The organism is Aeribacillus composti, assembly GCF_007827555.1.
Classification (GTDB): Bacteria; Bacillota; Bacilli; order Bacillales; family Aeribacillaceae; genus Aeribacillus; species Aeribacillus composti.
Window position 1 is genome coordinate 17429 of sequence record NZ_VISS01000033.1, and the last position, 18059, is coordinate 35487.

At 39.3% G+C, this 18059-nt stretch carries 12 protein-coding genes, 2 pseudogenes and 1 CRISPR repeat array; of the genes and pseudogenes, 1 reads left to right on the forward strand and 13 read right to left on the reverse strand.

The genetic code is table 11. The features are described from left to right. The first annotated feature begins 819 nt into the window (after positions 1–819). A CRISPR array of direct repeats spans positions 820–1506; the repeat unit is 30 nt; unit sequence GTTTCAATTCCTCATAGTTAAGATAAAAAC. 415 nt (positions 1507–1921) lie between these two features. The 3 genes and pseudogenes from FB379_RS18820 to FB379_RS15220 form a co-directional block, all read right to left on the reverse strand. After that, a pseudogene (locus tag FB379_RS18820) lies at positions 1922–2241 on the reverse strand (IS3 family transposase); the annotation flags it as partial. Between the two features lie 174 nt (positions 2242–2415). Continuing rightward, complete coding sequence (gene glnA, locus FB379_RS15215) at positions 2416–3750, reverse strand: type I glutamate--ammonia ligase (RefSeq protein WP_063386744.1); 1335 nt, start codon at positions 3748–3750, stop codon at positions 2416–2418. A gap of 48 nt (positions 3751–3798) precedes the next feature. Then, the gene (locus tag FB379_RS15220) at positions 3799–4206 is read right to left on the reverse strand and encodes a MerR family transcriptional regulator (RefSeq protein ID WP_063386743.1); all 408 of its coding nucleotides are present in this window, start codon (positions 4204–4206) and stop codon (positions 3799–3801) included. A 95-nt stretch (positions 4207–4301) separates the two neighbouring features. Between FB379_RS15220 and FB379_RS15225 the strand changes: the two are divergent. Next, positions 4302–4409, forward strand: a pseudogene (locus FB379_RS15225) (helix-turn-helix domain-containing protein); the annotation flags it as partial. Positions 4410–4416: 7 nt separating this feature from the next. Here FB379_RS15225 and FB379_RS15230 read toward each other — a convergent pair. The 10 genes from FB379_RS15230 to miaB form a co-directional block, all read right to left on the reverse strand. Then, on the reverse strand, positions 4417–5685 hold the full coding sequence (locus tag FB379_RS15230; RefSeq protein WP_063386742.1) for a methionine gamma-lyase family protein: 1269 nt from the start codon (positions 5683–5685) through the stop codon (positions 4417–4419). A gap of 14 nt (positions 5686–5699) precedes the next feature. Further along, entirely contained in the window at positions 5700–6947 is a 1248-nt protein-coding gene (gene hflX / locus FB379_RS15235) for a GTPase HflX (protein WP_144598317.1), read from the reverse strand. A gap of 565 nt (positions 6948–7512) precedes the next feature. Beyond that, a complete protein-coding gene (spoVK, locus tag FB379_RS15240; RefSeq protein WP_232515765.1) occupies positions 7513–8427 on the reverse strand; it encodes a stage V sporulation protein K in 915 nt (304 codons plus the stop codon). A gap of 417 nt (positions 8428–8844) precedes the next feature. Beyond that, complete coding sequence (hfq, locus tag FB379_RS15245; RefSeq protein WP_066246428.1) at positions 8845–9072, reverse strand: RNA chaperone Hfq; 228 nt, start codon at positions 9070–9072, stop codon at positions 8845–8847. 30 nt (positions 9073–9102) lie between these two features. After that, positions 9103–10059 carry a tRNA (adenosine(37)-N6)-dimethylallyltransferase MiaA gene (gene miaA / locus FB379_RS15250; RefSeq protein WP_066246429.1) on the reverse strand — a complete coding sequence of 319 codons (957 nt, stop codon included), beginning with the start codon at positions 10057–10059 and terminating at the stop codon, positions 9103–9105. Positions 10060–10285: 226 nt separating this feature from the next. Further along, the gene (gene mutL / locus FB379_RS15255; protein ID WP_144598318.1) at positions 10286–12184 is read right to left on the reverse strand and encodes a DNA mismatch repair endonuclease MutL; all 1899 of its coding nucleotides are present in this window, start codon (positions 12182–12184) and stop codon (positions 10286–10288) included. Between the two features lie 9 nt (positions 12185–12193). After that, a complete protein-coding gene (mutS, locus tag FB379_RS15260) occupies positions 12194–14812 on the reverse strand; it encodes a DNA mismatch repair protein MutS (RefSeq protein WP_144598319.1) in 2619 nt (872 codons plus the stop codon). Positions 14813–15187: 375 nt separating this feature from the next. Continuing rightward, a complete protein-coding gene (cotE, locus tag FB379_RS15265; RefSeq protein ID WP_063386736.1) occupies positions 15188–15742 on the reverse strand; it encodes an outer spore coat protein CotE in 555 nt (184 codons plus the stop codon). Positions 15743–15984: 242 nt separating this feature from the next. Continuing rightward, the gene (locus tag FB379_RS15270; protein WP_063386735.1) at positions 15985–16410 is read right to left on the reverse strand and encodes a YlbF/YmcA family competence regulator; all 426 of its coding nucleotides are present in this window, start codon (positions 16408–16410) and stop codon (positions 15985–15987) included. Continuing rightward, the gene (gene miaB, locus FB379_RS15275; protein WP_144598320.1) at positions 16410–17942 is read right to left on the reverse strand and encodes a tRNA (N6-isopentenyl adenosine(37)-C2)-methylthiotransferase MiaB; all 1533 of its coding nucleotides are present in this window, start codon (positions 17940–17942) and stop codon (positions 16410–16412) included. Before miaB ends, FB379_RS15270 begins: the two co-directional genes overlap by 1 nt. Positions 17943–18059 lie beyond the last annotated feature (117 nt).

Below are 18059 nucleotides of genomic sequence, written 5' to 3' on the forward strand. Positions count from 1 at the left end.
TGCAAATAAAAATAATTATGTGCATTTTGTTCATGAAAATAGAAAAAAACCTGTCCCCGACTGATGTGACAAAGAACAGGTTAAATTACAAAAGGATGACCTTCTTCTCATTGTGAATATTGGAATAGAGCCTCGTCTACTCTGGATTTTTGAATAGTTTGTTGTAAGGTGACGGTTTACTTGTCGTTTTATAATTAACAGAAATAACGCAGCAATTCCTTTGGTTAAACCGCATAATATTACACGGCTGGTCCGATCAGATGATTATTCGTCCCAAGTTTGCGGATTGGAGAACGCAACCCGGACGACTTCGTCGGAAATGAAACATCAATTAAGCGTTGAAGGATTTTTGAATATGGATTCATATGCGCTCTACAGTTTTTTTCGTCTAGCATTCGATTGGCTGCAGTTTAACTTCTTTCTTCCCGATTGGTACGATCCGGACGAGCTTCCTCGTCTTTGATGGTGTTCCATTCTTTCTCTTTCTTTTACTTTGTACTTACGAATTTCATAGTTTTGAAGCTATCACTTTTAAATACATTTTTTATAAGATTGGCCGTTATCTTTCACAAGTCTGTGCATAATTTCCTGCTGGATTGTAGAGATGATCGCTATAAAAATAGATATGTGATTTCTTTTTCTTGAAAAAGTATGGCTTGTATATCATGAAAATACTTCAATACTGAAAGATGGATAAAAATGTTCCTGTCTACTTGACATGGGTCACTTCACATTGGCCGTGCTTTTTTGTTTAAAGTTTTTCTTCATAGTTTAAAATAAAAACATATTTTTGGCGGAAATTACGCCATCCACAACAGGGCTTCAATTCCTCGTAGTTAAGATAAAAACGGACGTTTTGCCTTCGATGTATACAAAGGAAAGTAGTTTCAATTCCTCGTAGTTAAGATAAAAACAATGACTAGCGAAGTCTTAGTTGAACGATTGGACATGTTTCAATTCCTCGTAGTTAAGATAAAAACGCTTTGAATGTTGTCATTTTTACTGCACTTCTTATGTTCCAATTCCTCATAGTTAAGATAAAAACGAAGAATGGTTTCACGAAACGTTTGTTGACGAATAGTTTCAATTCCTCATAGTTAAGATAAAAACTGTTTTGCAGATCGGCCATTACCTGAGCGATACTGGGTTTCAATTCCTCATAGTTAAGATAAAAACTCCTTTTCTTTTTGAAGAGATTCATAGTGTTTGTCGTTTCAATTCCTCATAGTTAAGATAAAAACGATGCGTATAGATGATGGGGCGATTTATAAAGTTTGTTGTTTCAATTCCTCATAGTTAAGATAAAAACTGTGTTTTCCCAGTTCCTGTTGAGCCCATTATCAAGTTTCAATTCCTCATAGTTAAGATAAAAACATGATCTTGCTGATTCAAATTTAAATGGTTTTTAGTTTCAATTCCTCATAGTTAAGATAAAAACGCAATTCCAAACGCTTGGGCGTTGCTTACCATTTGATTGTTTCAATTCCTCATAGTTAAGATAAAAACCCCAAAAATAGTTGTTAGATATGTATTTGGTTTAAAGTGGTTGATTGGTTATTTTCATTTTAGCGAAGGAGGTACATTTTATCAATCCTTTGATTTGCATGGGCTCAATGATGATTTGAAAGAGTCGTCGATCCCCCGGGATTTTTGCACGATTGGGGGTCGACGACTCTTTTTTATTTCCGTTTAAAACAGATTTCAAAGTTTGCCTGCCGACAATGAAATCCATGTTGTATCAACCATTTTACCTGACCCATCTGTTTTAATAAAGTAAACATCCGGCTCATTCCCTTCTCATTCAATTGAAGGAAGAGTGAGACCATATTTAACATTTCATTCAGGAAAATTGGTTTAGGTCTATTCGATCGGTTCCTATGACCTAAAATAAGAACATGATCTGAAAAATGATTGGTGATTTTTACTGTTTGAGGTGTTTCTCTTTGTACTCCATCGGGCTTAAATACCCAAGTGTTCCATGGATTCTAATATATTAAACCAATGAACATAATCATCTAATTTCAGTTTCAATCGGTCTAAATTTCCGAAATATTTTTTAACAAATTCTGTTTTGATAATTTTAAAGGTTGCTTCAGCTACTGCGTTGTCATAGGGACAACCCTTCATGCTTAACGACCGATTAATCTAAAAAGTATCTAGAGCTTCATCAATTGTCTTTTTCTTGAATTCATTGCCTCTGTCTATGTGGAATAATTGAATTTGCCGTAAATCTGCTTTCACTTTTAATCAAGATTCGATGCGTAAATATGAAGAATACACCTCATCAATTATGGAGTAATTTTTTTTCAATTTTTGTGGGTGTTTTGTGGGTGCTTTTTATTGAAAGTTAGATTTATTGTTTTCACCCACAAATATAAAACCCCTCCAACGCTTGAGCGTCAAGGGGTTTCGGGATTAATATTGAGTGATGTATTGTTCGCGCTCCCATGGGTGCACTTGAGTGCGGAACATATCCCATTCGATCTCTTTTGCTTCGACGAAATGTTCGAATAAATGGGATCCTAAAGCACTGACAATGACTTCGTTTTGTTTTAAGTTTTCAAGTGCCTCATATAATGTTGCTGGAAGGTCGACAATGCCGTTTTCGATGCGTTCTTCTTTTGTCATCACATAAATGTTGCGATCTACTGGTTTTGGCGGAGTTAATTTGTTTTTAATGCCATCGAGACCAGCTTTCAAGAGTACAGCCATGGCAAGGTATGGGTTTGCAGATGGGTCAACGCTGCGCACTTCAATACGAGTGCTCATGCCGCGAGATGCAGGAATCCGGATTAACGGGCTTCTGTTGCGGCCGGACCATGCAACATAGCAAGGAGCTTCGTAGCCAGGCACTAAACGTTTGTAAGAGTTGACAGTTGGGTTTGTCACAGCTGTAAAGCTTGTTGCATGTTTGATGACACCTGCAATGAATTGTAAAGCTGTTTCGCTTAATCCATCTTCTGTATTTGGATCGTAGAATGCATTTTCACCATTTCGGAATAAAGAAAGGTTGCAGTGCATACCTGAACCGTTGACGCCGAACAATGGTTTTGGCATGAATGTTGCGTGCAAGCCGTGTTTACGGGCAATGGTTTTCACAACAAGCTTAAATGTTTGAATGTCATCACAAGCTTTGATGGCATCTGCATATTTAAAGTCAATTTCATGCTGACCAGGTGCTACTTCGTGGTGGGAAGCTTCGATTTCGAATCCCATTTCCTCAAGTTCCAACACAATGTCGCGGCGGCAGTTCTCGCCTAAATCAGTCGGCGCAAGGTCAAAATATCCGCCATTATCATTCAATTCTAATGTTGGTTCACCCTTTTCATCCAGTTTGAATAAGAAAAATTCCGGCTCAGCCCCTAAATTAAATGCTGTAAATCCGAGCTCTTCCATTTCCTTCAGCACTCGTTTTAAGTTGTTGCGCGGATCTCCTTCAAAAGGCGTTCCATCAGGATTGTAAATATCGCAAATTAAGCGGGCAACTTTCCCTTTTTCCGCTGTCCATGGGAAAATGACAAACGTATCTAAATCAGGATACAGATACATATCAGATTCCTCAATGCGGACAAATCCTTCAATAGATGATCCGTCAAACATCATTTTGTTATCCAACGCTTTTTCTAATTGGGAAACAGGGATTTCAACGTTTTTAATCGTTCCCAAAATGTCAGTGAACTGCAGGCGGATAAATTTTACGTTTTCTTCTTGGACTAAACGAATAATATCTTCTTTTGTGTACTTTGGCATATTATTTCTCCTCTCATATATAAAAAATAAATTTATATAGCGATATTATCAATGAAAGAACCGTGAAAGGTCTCCTTGTCTTAATGTTGCACGGTTCATTCTTCCAGCATGGAGAAGTTCTTCCTTTAATAGTTTGCGAAGTTCGGCATCAGATAAATCTGATTTTTCTTTTGCCAATGAGGATCTTTCGAAAGTTTGTCTTTCTTGTTCGTTTTCTTTATACGCAAATATTTGCTTAATACCTGCCATATTGACACCCTGCTCAATCAACGATTTAATTTCAAGCAATCTATCGACATCATTGAAGGAAAATAACCGGCGATTGCCTTCCGTTCTCGCAGGGGAAATAAGACCATGTTCTTCATAATATCTTATTTGTCTGGCAGATAGTTCCGTCAGCTGTTTTACGATGCTGATTGGAAACAACGGCATGGAACGGCGGTCTTGATCATTCATGCTCTTTTAGCCCCTCCTTCCTTTTGCTTATCTACATTATAGATGAATGTAAGATATCATGTCAATATAATGTCACAAAATTTAACATGGTTTTTTTACAAGGAAAACTTTATCGTTTGACAGCCCATTTAACGAATCGAGAATTGGCAAATATGATCGGAACTACCCTAGAAACCGTAAGCAGAACGCTGAACCAGATGAAATGTTTTTTTATAGTTCGACTAATCGTTTTTCTATTAATTCATTGACGGCATGGAAAATAGCGATTTTGACATGTTCAAACGTCAAGCCTCCCTGCACATATGCCACATATGGAGGACGAATCGGTCCATCCGCTGAAAGCTCGATGCTGGAGCCTTGGACAAAAGTCCCGGCCGCCATGATGACTTGATCGCTATAACCCGGCATTTCATTTGGAACCGGTGTTACATGCGAGTTTATGGGCGATGCAGATTGAATCGCTTGGCAAAACGCAATCATCATATCTGCATTATCAAACTGAACGGACTGAACTAGATCTGATCTTTTCTCATTCCAGCTAGGATTGACTCGCAACCCGATTTCTTCCAGCATTGCAGCGGTAAAAATCGCTCCTTTTAGCGCTTGTCCAACAACATGCGGAGCGAGAAAAATACCTTGAAACATCTCATGAAGACTGTAAAGCATTGCACCGGCTTCCCTTCCGATACCTGGCGAAGTGAGCCGGTACGCGCAAGCTTCCACGAGCTCTTCTTTTCCAACGATGTATCCTCCCGTTTTCACAAGCCCTCCTCCAGGATTTTTTATAAGAGAGCCTGCAATAAGATCAGCACCTGCATGTCCCGGCTCCTGATCTTCGGTAAACTCACCGTAGCAATTATCGACAAAAACAACAATTTTTTCATTGATTGATTTTATGAAAGAAACCATTTCCTTAATTTCCTGAATGGAAAATGACGGTCTGACATCATATCCTCTAGAACGCTGAATTCCGATCATTTTTGTTTTATCACTGATTGCCGCTTTTACTCGGTCAAAATCAACTCGTCCTTCAGGAGTCAGATCAATTGTTTGATAAGAAATGCCAAATTCTTTTAAAGAGCCTGTCCCCTTTCCGCGGATACCGACAATTTCTTCAAGCGTATCATACGGCTTTCCGGTAATATAGATGAGTTCATCGCCGGGCCTTAATACGCCGAAGAGAGCCGTTGAAATGGCGTGTGTACCAGAAATGATTTGCGGCCGGACAAGTCCTTTTTCACATCCAAAAATATCAGCATAAACATCTTCCAATGTATCCCTGCCGATATCATCATATCCGTATCCTGTTGAGGGAATAAAGTGGGAATCGCTCACCCGATGCTTTTGAAAGCTTCTGAGCACGCGAAGCTGATTTACTTCCACTACTTTGTCAATTTCTTCGTGAAATGGTTTTATTTTTTTTTCTACTTTTTGAGCTATGTCCATAATTTTTTTTCCATGTGTAAAATATTGAAACATCTGTAAAACCCTTTCTAGTTATTCTTCATAATTTGATCATATACTGGATGGTCGCGAAACACTAGACCAGAAACGATATAGTGCTGATTTTGTTCGTCAAATTGCAAGGTTGAAACGAGCGTATTTGCTTTTAACAACGATAGACGTTTCCCATCACCTGTTGGAACGGAGACAACGTAAGGATGCATTTTTTTCTTTAATTTTTCTTCAATAGCTGTTTTTAACCGTTCTATATCTTCGTCACAAAAAGCAGAAATGACAATATAGTCTTCCTTTAAAGAAGGAAAGAAATGCTCTAGTTGTTGATCTTTTTTATTGTACACTGTTAAAACAGGCAATCCGTCCGTTCCTAATTCTTTTAATAATTCATTCACAGTGTTTTCATGCTGAATATAGTCAGGATGAGAGCTGTCGACGATATGTAAAAGCAAATCTGCTTCCTTTATTTCTTCTAACGTAGAACGAAAAGCAGCGATAAGGCTTGTTGGCAGCTGCTGGATAAAGCCGACAGTATCAGTCATGAGCACCTTCATGCCGGATGGGAGAAACATTTTCCTTGTCATAGGATCCAATGTGGCAAACACCATATCCTCCTGAAATGAATCAGCAGCTGTCAGCTTATTGAACAGCGTTGACTTTCCTGCGTTGGTATAGCCAACAAGAGCGATTTGAGTTTGATGATTTCTCTTTCTTTGCGAACGATAACGCTCGCGATGGGAAACAATATGGGACAGCTGTTGTTTTATATCGTGAATGCGATTTCGGATGTGCCTTTGATCCGTTTCAAGCTTCGTTTCTCCCGGACCTCTTGTCCCGATTCCTCCTCCTTGCCGAGATAGATTCAATCCATGTCCCGAAAGTCTCGGAAGCAAATATTCAAGCTGTGCCAGCTCAACTTGAAGTTTCCCTTCTCTTGACTTCGCCCTTTTTGAAAAAATATCCAAAATTAGCTGAGTCCGATCGATCACTTTTACCTCTAACAGACGAGCTAAATTTCGCAGCTGGCTGGGCGACAGCTCATTATTGAAAATAACGGTATTTGCCTCTGTCGTTTCGATAAGCTGTTTAATCTCATCAACTTTTCCTTTTCCAATATATGTAGATGGTTCTGCCCTCAGTCGATTTTGTGTGCAAACAGCTGCGACTTGGCCGCCCGCAGCAGCCGTGAGCGATTTCAGCTCTTCCATTAAATAAAAAAACTGTTCTTCATCGGTTTCCATGAACTTGACGCCAACGAGAATCACCTGTTCTTTCTCTTCCACTCGTCTTCTTCCTCCAATTATGCTGCAAATTTATAAGCTATGCGTTATGAATTAAACCTTCGATAAACGGATCAATGGTAAGGTTATCAAATTTAAATCATCTTTAGCGCACTTCAAGACAAAAGAAACGTATTGAATTCAAAAGTAAGATGATCAAACTCAATTCATCTTCAGCACATTTCAAAACAAAACGTACAGAGTTCAAATTCAAACCATCTTCAGCACACTTCAAGACTAGAAACGTTGCTAAGTTCAATGTTAGGACTCAACTAAATCATCTTCAGTATGCTTTAAAAACAGAAACGTATTGAGTCAAAATAAAGATTATCAAACTTAAATCATCAATGCACTTCAACGCTAGAAAAATTTATTGAGTCAACGTTAAGAGTATCAAATTCTAATCGTTTCAGCCAATTAAATGGCTGCCGTCATTCTTTTCTAAACTATGTGAGAAAAATAAACGAATTTGTGTAAATTATGTGCAGCAATGAAACAGGAGCTTTCTTCAAAGCCCATTTAAATAAAGATTCTTTTCAATAATCAAGCAAAGCAGCCTAGGGGCTGCTTATACGTTTAATATTAAATCTTCTTCTTTTACAAGAAGCAAATCTTCCTTGCCAAACTTATCAGAAAGCAGGAGCCTCATTGCCTGTGCCCGTATAGATTTTTCGATAATGTTGCGAACATATCTTCCATTTGAAAAGTTCGTTGGGTGAGTCGCATATTTCACTTTTAGCAAATGCTCTTTCAATTTGCATTCAGCTCCATGGCTAAATCGATACTCTTTGTCCTTCATCATTAATTTTGCTATTTCCATCAGCTCATCGACTGAATAGTCTGGGAAATCAACTACAATCGGAAAACGGGATTCGAGTCCGGGATTTAAAGATAAAAAACGATCCATTTCCCTTGGATATCCGGCTAAAATTAACACAAAATCATGCTGTCTGTCTTCCATATGTTTGACAAGGGTGTCAATTGCTTCTTTTCCGAAATCTTTTTCTCCTCCGCGGGCTAAACTGTATGCCTCATCAATAAAAAGAATTCCGCCAAGTGATTTTTTGATCAAATCGCGCGTTTTTTGTGCTGTATGGCCGATATATTCACCTACTAAATCAGCCCGCTCCGCTTCAATTAAGTGCCCTTTCGATAAAACATTCATTTGGAAAAAAAGCTTTCCAATCAATCGCGCGATCGTTGTTTTTCCCGTTCCGGGATTCCCTTTAAACAGCATATGAAGCGCTTGCCTTCCGGTTTTTAACCCCTGTTCTTCTCTTTTTTTATTCACAAAAATCCATGCATATATTTCCTTTAATAATCTTTTCACTTCTTCCATTCCAACTAATGCGCCCATCTCCTGTTCAATCTCTTTTAATACACTGTGTTCGACAGCCGCTTTGGAAATGGAAAGATCATATGTCGCGATTTTTTCCTTTTTACCTTCAAGTTCAGTTTTGCTTTGTCCTAAGACAATATTCATTTGGCCGTTATTTTTGAAGGTGACCGCTCGCTCCACAGGCTTCACCTCATTTTTATATTTATCTTCTAAATTACATCTACTTTGTTTAAAGGAACATGTCATGGAAAAAGGTTGTTATTATTAATATTTATGCTGAAAGCCAAGTAGTACAAACCTTCTTTTCATCTATGTCTTAATAAAAACTAAGCAGTATTTTCTGAAGCCTGGGTGGCTTGCGGCCTGGACAAGTACAGATTCTAGGACAGGTCAGTTAAATATTAGCGAAGGGCAAAAATAACGACCATTCAAATTATCTGCGTTTAGCCGATAATTAGGAAAACATGGATTGAAGATAGAAAAATACCTGACATATCGGAACCGCTGCCACGAAACCTTTCCTTCTCATGAAAAAACCGGAGATCATCTCCGGTTTTTTCGTCATGCTTCAATGTCAATTTGTACATTTCTTTGCGGTGCAAATGTTGAGATCGCATGCTTGTAAATGAGCTGCTGTTTGCCCTCTGATTCGATGAGGACCGTAAAATTATCAAATGCTTTTACTTGTCCTCTAATTTGGAAACCGTTTAATAAAAACACGGTCACGTAAGTGCCATCTTTTCGTAACTGATTTAACACTTGATCTTGAATGTTTATCGGTTGCTTCATCATTCGTCCTCCTCATATCCTCTATATTTATTATTTCTTCTCAGAAAGAAGCTTTCCTGCTATATAATGAAAAATTTCACTAACTTTTTCTTCCATCGCGACAGGCGGAGTCATATCAAACCATTTGACATTCATTTTGTTTCGAAACCATGTTAGTTGCCTTTTCGCATATCTTCTTGTGTTTTTTTTCAACGTTTCAATTGCTTCTGCAAGAGAAGCCTTACCATCAAAAAAATCGTATAATTCTTTATATCCAATCGCCTGCGCAGATTGTACACCGCGAACTCCAGAATCATACAGCGATTTTGCTTCTTCAATCAAACCTTCCTCAATCATTTCGTCAACTCTTTTATCAATGCGTTGATACAATACATCGCGGTCCATCGTAAGGCCGATAATGGCGGTATGATAGCGCTCATTTGCTTCATGCGCCTTTATATGCTCGCTCATTTTTTTTCCTGTTTTATAGAAAATTTCTAAAGCACGGATGACTCTCCTAGCATTGTTTGGATGAATTCGTTCCGCACTGTCAGGGTCGATTTCCTGTAAACGCTCGTATAATGCTAAATTCCCATGCTCATGCAAAAAATTTTCCAGTTCTTTTCTTATTTCAGGGTCAGATTGAATATCGGAAAATTGGTAATCATCATATAGAACCGCTTGAATGTACAAGCCTGTTCCCCCAACAATCATCGGCATTTTTCCGCGCTTTGTTATCGAGGCAATTGCTTTTCTCGCAAGCTCTTGAAACTCGGCAACGGAGAATTCTTCCGAAGGATTCTTTAAATCAATTAAATGATGGGGGATTCCTTCCATTTCATGCTCTTTTATCTTTGCTGTTCCGATATCCATTCCTTTATAAATCTGCATGGAATCGCCGCTGATAATTTCGCCGTTTAATTTTTTGGCTAATTCAATGCTTAGTTTCGTCTTTCCGACAGCAGTTGGGCCAATTAAAACAACAAGTCTATCCTTTTCTTCTTCCATATTGACCACACTTTCAAAAAATACTCACTGTTTCATCGTATCATGATTTTTAAGAAAACACCAATGTATTATACCCTTTTTCATCATAGAGTATACTCTTTTCAATTGATTTCATATTCTCTTTATACTGCTCTAATCCGAAAAAAACAACTTTTGTCCAATCATTGCTCCCATCTCCATTTACCTCATAACTTGACAACGATCTTTTACATGCAGCAGAAAACTATTACATAACCCTCTTAAACATTTTTTCGAGCTCATAGGTGGAAAAATGAATGATGATCGGCCGGCCATGAGGGCAAGTAAATGGATCTGACGCTTTTCTTAGCGATTCTAGCAACGCGAATATTTCTTCATTGTTTAAATATTGATTCGCTTTAATTGATCCTTTGCAGCTCATCATGATGGCTGCATCTTCTCTAAGCTTGTGGATATCCGTCTTTTTTTCATTAAGCACCTGCTGGATCAGCTCTTCAATAATTTCTTTTTCTTCACCTTGCGGGAACCATGTTGGATGAGATCGAATGATATAGGTGTTCGGTCCAAAATTCTCCAAAAACACTCCGACCTCAGCCAGCTCTTCTTTATGCTCTTCGATCACCATGACTTCATCAGAGGAAAAGCTCAGTGTTAGGGGAACAAGCATTTCCTGCACTTCGCTCGCCACTTCCCCAACTTTTTCGCGAAAATATTCATATTTGATTCTTTCTTGGGCAGCATGCTGATCGATTATATATAATCCTTTTTCATTTTGCGCCAAAATGTAAGTGCCGTGCATCTGTCCAATTGGATACATTGGAGGAACTCGGCTTTCATCCAACCTATTATTGTCCGAAACCTTCTCTTCATGTTCTTCGTTGTTATTTGGCAAATACTCTTGTACTTCAGTTTCTCCATCGACAACTGGAGGTTCAGCTATTTTTTCAGAGGAAAAGGATTGTTGCTGCTCTTCATCCGCTCCTCTATGATCAATCGAATACAAATCATCTTCTTTCCATTGATTATCAGCCGTTTTTGGTTGAAACGTCCATTCTGGATCCTGTTTTTCCTTATTGATCAGATGTTCAAATTGGATCTCTTGCTGCACGTTTACCGGGTGCTCTTTTTTCTTTTTGACTGTATCAGAGGTTGGGATAAGCTCTTTTTTCTTAAATGCATTCTGGATGCCTTTTGCGATGACTTCAAATAATTCCGCTTCTTTGCTGATTCTGACCTCCAGTTTGGCAGGATGAACATTTACGTCCACTAAGATCGGATCCATTTCAATATGAAGATAGACGACCGGAAAACGCCCTATAGGCAGGAGCGTATGGTACCCTTCTTCCACCGCCTTCGTAATGGAATGATTTTTAATAAATCTCCCGTTGATCATCGTAGAAATATAGTTTTTGGATGCTCTTGTCACTTCCGGCAACGATAAATAGCCGCGTATGTCAAAATCAAGCGAACGGAAATGGACTGGAAACATTTTTTTCGCAATGGGAACCCCGTAAATCGCTGCAAGAACTTGCCGTACATCTCCTTTGCCGTTCGTATATAGAAGCCGTCGGCCGTTATGCGTAAATTTAAACGATATGTTTGGATAGCTCAGCGCAAGACGATTGACTATGTCGGTTATTCTCCCAAGCTCCGTATTCAAGCTTTTCATATACTTCAATCGCGCCGGCGTATTGAAAAACAGGTTCGTGACCGTAATGTCCGTTCCTTTTCGACTTGATGCTGTCTCTTTTGCTGTTACCTTCCCGCCGATTAAAGTAATTTTCGTCCCGGGTTTATCCCCTGTGCTAGTTTTCATTTCCAGATGAGAAACGGCGGCAATCGAAGGCAGCGCTTCGCCCCGGAAGCCGAGAGTTCGGATGCGGAATAAATCCGCTTCATCTTTAATTTTGCTTGTTGCATGCCGCTTAAACGCCTTTTCGCAATCATCTGGCTCCATTCCGTCCCCATTGTCCACGACGCGAATTTTGCTCAAACCGCCTTCTTCCGCCTCAATTTCTATCACTGTGCTGTTTGCATCAATCGCATTTTCGACTAGTTCTTTCACAACAGAAGCCGGCCGCTCCACGACTTCCCCAGCGGCAATTTTGTTGGATAAACTAGCATCCATAAGGATGATTTTTCCCATCATCATCACCTATTTCAATTTCTTTTGGATGTCATACAGTGTGTTTAATGCTTCAAGAGGCGTCATATCCAATAGATCTAAGGAAGAAATGATGGAGAGCACCTCTTTTTCCTTTGATGAAAGCTTTTTCCCTACCGGCTCTTTTTTCTTCTCTGCTATTTCATCGCCGAATAAAGAAAGCTGGCTTGGCTCCGCAGAATACTCGATGCTCGGTTCCACCGAATGCTCGATGACGGATGGTGTATGTTTCTCTTTCTGATTGTCTCCTTCCAGTTTGCTCAATATTTCTTTTGCCCTTTGGATAAGAATTTCAGGAAGTTCCGCAAGCTCAGCAACATGAATTCCGTAGCTTTGATCAGCCGCCCCTTCATCCACTTTATGGAGAAAAACAACCTTTCCGTTTTCCTCTATTGCCTTAACATGGACGTTCTGCACATTTTGCAATTCATCTCCGAGCACAGTTAATTCATGATAATGGGTCGAGAACAATGTTTTGGCTCCGATGTGATCGTGAATGTATTCGATTATCGCTTGAGCAAGCGCCATGCCGTCATATGTCGATGTCCCGCGCCCGATTTCGTCAAATAAAATCAAACTTTGATTCGTGGCATGTACAATCGCATTTTTGGCTTCCAGCATTTCCACCATAAACGTACTTTGCCCTGATACTAAATCGTCAGCCGCTCCAATTCTAGTAAAAATTTGGTCAAAGATCGGCAGAACCGCTTCGCTGGCAGGGACAAAGCAGCCGATTTGCGCCAAAACAGCCGTTAAAGCAATTTGCCGCATGTACGTACTTTTTCCTGACATGTTTGGACCGGTGATTAAAAGAATGTTCCTTCCTTCTTTCATCCAGCAATCATTCGGAACATAGTTTTCGGATTCCATCACTTTTTCTACGACTGGATGACGACCGTCTTTTATGTAAAGCTCGGAGTCGGAAAAGGACGGTTTCGTATAATGTCGTTCTTCGCTGATTACAGCAAAGCATTGCAGGCAGTCAAGCTCGGCAATCTTTTTAGCCAAGAGCTGCAATCTAGGAATATATTGCTTTACTTCGTCGCGAATTTGCACGAACAATTCATACTCAAGATCAACGATTTTTTCTTCCGCTTCTAAAATCAACGCTTCTTTCTCTTTCAGCTCTGGTGTCACATAACGTTCGGCATTGGCCAGCGTCTGTTTCCGTTCATATCTTCCTTCATCCAAAAGATGAAGATTCGCTTTCGTTACTTCAATATAATATCCAAACACTTTGTTGTAGCCGATTTTAAGCGATTTAATTCCTGTCAGCTCTCTTTCTCTTTTTTCCAGCTCTGCTATCCACGTTTTTCCGTTTCTCGCTGCATCTCTGTAGCGATCCAATTCTTCGTTAAATCCGTCCTTAATGATGTTCCCCTCTTTGACTGAAATCGGCGGGTTTTCGATGATCGCTTTTTGAAGCAACTCCTTCAAGCTTTCACAAGGATCAATTTCTTTTTTTATTTGCTCCGAATCAGCAATTCCTAACGAAGCAACGATTGAGCGGATCTCAGGAATTTTTTCAAGCGACTTTTTCAATTGAATCAGATCTCTTGCGTTTGCATTTCCGAACGCAATTTTTCCCGACAGTCTTTCTAAGTCGTATACTTCCTTCAGCAATTCCCTTAGTTCTTCTCTTTCGATATAGCGGTCGATCAACATTCCAACAATATTTTGCCGCTTTTCAATTTCTTTTTTGTCAATAAGCGGACGGTCAATCCATTGCTTCAGCAGACGCGCGCCCATAGCTGTTTTCGTCTCATCTAGCAGCCAAAGAAGGGAGCCTTTTTTTCCTTTCGATCGAATCGTCTCGGTCAGCTCCAAATTTCTTTTCGAGTACATATCAATTTTCAAATATTGATTTAATTGATAAAACTCCACCTTTTGCAAATGCTCAAGCGTCCGTTTTTGCGTCCGTTCTAAATAGTTGTATAGCCTTGCAAACGTTATTTTCAGCCGCTGATCTTGCAAATGTCCTGCAATGCTGTCTAATTTTTCAAGATAAGCTGCGTCTTTTTCAATCGAAAATGTCACAGGCTGTCTTTCTAATATCATTTTTTTCAGTTTCTCAGGAAAATCATCTGCCACTACAATCTCTTTCACTTGGCGGGAATAAAGCTCGCCCAAGCAGTCCTCCATTGTGGAGAGAAGGGTGACATATGATTCCCCTGTCGTAATATCCGTCAAAGCTAAGCCGAAAAGCGCTTCAAAGACCGTAACGGAAGCAATATATTGGTTGTCTTTCTCGCCTAGCCCTTTTCCTTCCATTAATGTCCCTGGTGTAATGAGCTGAACGACTTCCCGTTTCACAACACCTTTTGCTTGTTTCGGATCTTCTGTTTGTTCACAAATCGCCACCTTATAGCCCTTTTCAATGAGCTGTTCGATGTAGCTTGAGGCTGAGTGATACGGCACCCCGCACATCGGGATTCTTTCCTCGCCCCCGCCATCACGGCTTGTTAACGTAATTTCCAATTCTTGAGAAGCCTTGATGGCATCCTCAAAAAACATTTCATAAAAATCGCCTAAACGAAAAAATAAAAAGGCATCCTGATAGTCTGCCTTGATGTTTAAATATTGCTGTATCATTGGCGTGTATTGTGCCATGTTCATCCCCCGACTGTATGTAAAAGTTAACATCTTTTATTATAGCACAAACTCTTTATTCCGAAAAAAACTTATTCGCTCAAATAACCTATGACAAAACAATAAAACTAAAAAGCACGTACATGATTATTCGCAAATTTGTTTATTGCGTCAACCTTTGACATAAATGTTCATGATTAATGGCGGATTTGTTTATTCCTTTAAACTTTTGACATAAAAAATTAAGAAACAGGTGCGTGATTATCGCAAATTAGTTTATTCCGCCAAACCTTTGACATAAAAAACAGGAAGCAAGTACACGATTATTCACAGATTTGTTTATTCCGCCAAACTTTTGACATAAAAAAACTAGGAAGCAGCCCTCCTAGTTTTTCATTATTCTTCTGGTTCACCTTCTAAAAGCTCTGGCGTCAAATCTTCTATTTCATCCTCTAAATCCTCTTCCCAATCATCCCATTCCTCATCGGATTCAGACAAGTTGTTAGGATGGACGGAGACGACCACTTTCGTTTCTCCGATGACCTCTGCTAAAAATTCTCTTTCTACTTGAACCACAATGTTTTCGCCGTTTGGAGAAATGGTGACTTCCAGACAATTCGGCTGCTGCAAAACACGGGCAACCACTTCGTTCTCGTCATCTAAATAGTTGTCATCTTTATATCGTAATTTTAACACATCTGTATACTTGACACGCTCTGTAACTACTTCTGTTTTCGTATTTTCATCAAATGAATACCAAACGTTAATATCATATGTTCCCTCAATTTCAACTGTTTTCCCCCGTTTTTGCGCATCATATTTATGGTTAATAATCCAACCACCCAAAATACTTGCTGGTTTCTTCTCAGGACTAATCGTATGTGTTGCTTGAGTAAACTTTCGACCTTTTGCTACTACCGCTTTCGTTATGATTTCCCTATATTCTGCCATTTGCCAAACCCTCCTCAAAACGATCGTAAAAAGATTTTCGCTAGGACAAGCTCGATATTTTCATAAATCCTTCTAGTTCATTCTATGCATGAGCCAGAAAATATGTACCAAAAATTAAAAAAGACGCTGACGCGTCTTTAAACAAAATGAGGGAGGGTTGGCCGAAATCATAGAAATACCGATTGTTCATAAGCTCAAACGGTTTTTATTTTTTCAAAAATAGCCTGAAAACCTTAATACGATTAATGGCAAGATCCATGTTTATTCCGAATTTGGGCGCCTGTTTCACCCGTTAACAGATTGCCTCCAGTTGAGCGAATAATTTCATTTGTCACATGGTTTGAAATTGTATTCGCTACTAATTGAAGAAGATCGTTAACTTCAATTTGCGATTCTTTAAATTGCTGGACGATCGGAATTTGATCTAATTCTTCATACAGGCTGTCAATTTTCTCCTCCACTTGTTTGAGAGCTTCATGCTTTCCGAAATGCTGAAAATTGACGGCTTGTTTTTGCAGGCTTTTAATGCTGGCAATCATTTCCCGAACTTTTTGATTTTCGTTAATTTGTTCTTCCGCTTTTTTAAAGAAGTCAACTTGCTCTGTTTCGGCTATCATTTGCGCCAGTTCTTTTGCCTTTTCTAAAATATCGTCTTTCGTATACGCCATTACAATGTCACCCCAATTTGCTCTTCCACCATTTCTCCATCAAGAGTCCAGGTTTTGGCTTTTGTAATTTTTACTTTTACAAGCTGACCAATCGCCGATTTCGGACCTTTAAAGTTAACTAGTTTATTTTTTCTCGTATACCCTGCCAAAATGTCAGGATTGTTTTTGCTCTCGCCTTCAACTAATACCTCAACGACTTTGCCTTCATATTCTTTCATTTTTTGGGCGGAAATTTCGTTGACTAATGCATTTAATCGCTGCAGCCGTTCTTTTTTCACTTCCATCGGGACATTATCTTTCATTTTAGCAGCAGGCGTTCCTTCCCGAGGCGAATAAATGAACGTATAGGCACTGTCAAAGCCGACTTCGCGATAGAGGGAGAGTGTTTCTTCAAACTGCTCATCCGTCTCATTTGGAAAGCCGACAATGATATCAGTCGTTAACGAAACGTTTGGAATCGCCTTTTTAATTTTTTGCACTAATTCTAAATACTGTTCGCGCGTATATTTGCGTGCCATCAATTTCAATATTTCCGAGCTGCCTGACTGCACCGGAAGATGGATATGATCGACAAGGTTGCCGCCTTTGGCCAAAACTTCAATTAAACGGTCGTCAAAATCTTTCGGGTGACTTGTGGTAAAACGAATTCTGGCGATATCGATTTTTCGAAGCTCGTCCATTAAATCGCCTAGGCCGTATTTGATATCGTCAAAATCTTTCCCGTAGGCATTTACGTTTTGACCAAGTAACGTGATTTCTTTATACCCTTGCGCTGCCAGGTGGCGAACTTCTTGAATAATATCCTCCGGTCTGCGGCTCCGTTCTTTGCCTCGAGTGTACGGAACAATGCAATACGTGCAAAATTTGTCGCAGCCGTACATAATATTGACCCAAGCTTTAATATTTCCTTTCCGGACTTTCGGAAGGTTTTCAATCACATCGCCTTCTTTTGACCAAACCTCCACGACCATTTCCTTCGACATATACGCTTCATTCAACAAATGCGGAAGGCGGTGAATGTTGTGTGTTCCAAAAATTAAATCAACATATTGGTACTGCTTTAAAATTTTGTTGACAACAGATTCTTCCTGGGACATGCAGCCGCAAACACCTAAGATAAGATCCGGCTTTTCCATTTTGAGCGGCTTCAAATGCCCAATTTCCCCAAATACTTTGTTTTCAGCGTTTTCCCTGATCGCACATGTGTTTAACAAAATAACATCAGCATCTTCTGTGCTGTCAGTCGGCTTATATCCGAGCTGCATAAAAATACCGGCCATCACTTCCGTATCATGTTCATTCATTTGACATCCGTATGTGCGAATATAAAACTTTCTGCCTTCTCCCATTCCTTTTAAATGTTCAGGAATGACAAAATCTTTATGGTATTTCACTTCTTCTTTTCCGCGCTTTTTCGCATCTTTTAAAGAAGGCGGAATGTAAACACGCTCGAAATACTTACTGTAATCCTTCTCGGATTTTTTGTCCGAAGGATTAACCATCGTGGTTGCTAATCGTTGTTTTTCATTCATGGCGCATTACTCCTTCATGTTTAAAAGTGTACACTGTTTTATAGTATATCGTGTTAAGTAGCAGAACACAATATTGCACCATTATTTTATAATAAAGACACTTTTTTTTAAAAATTT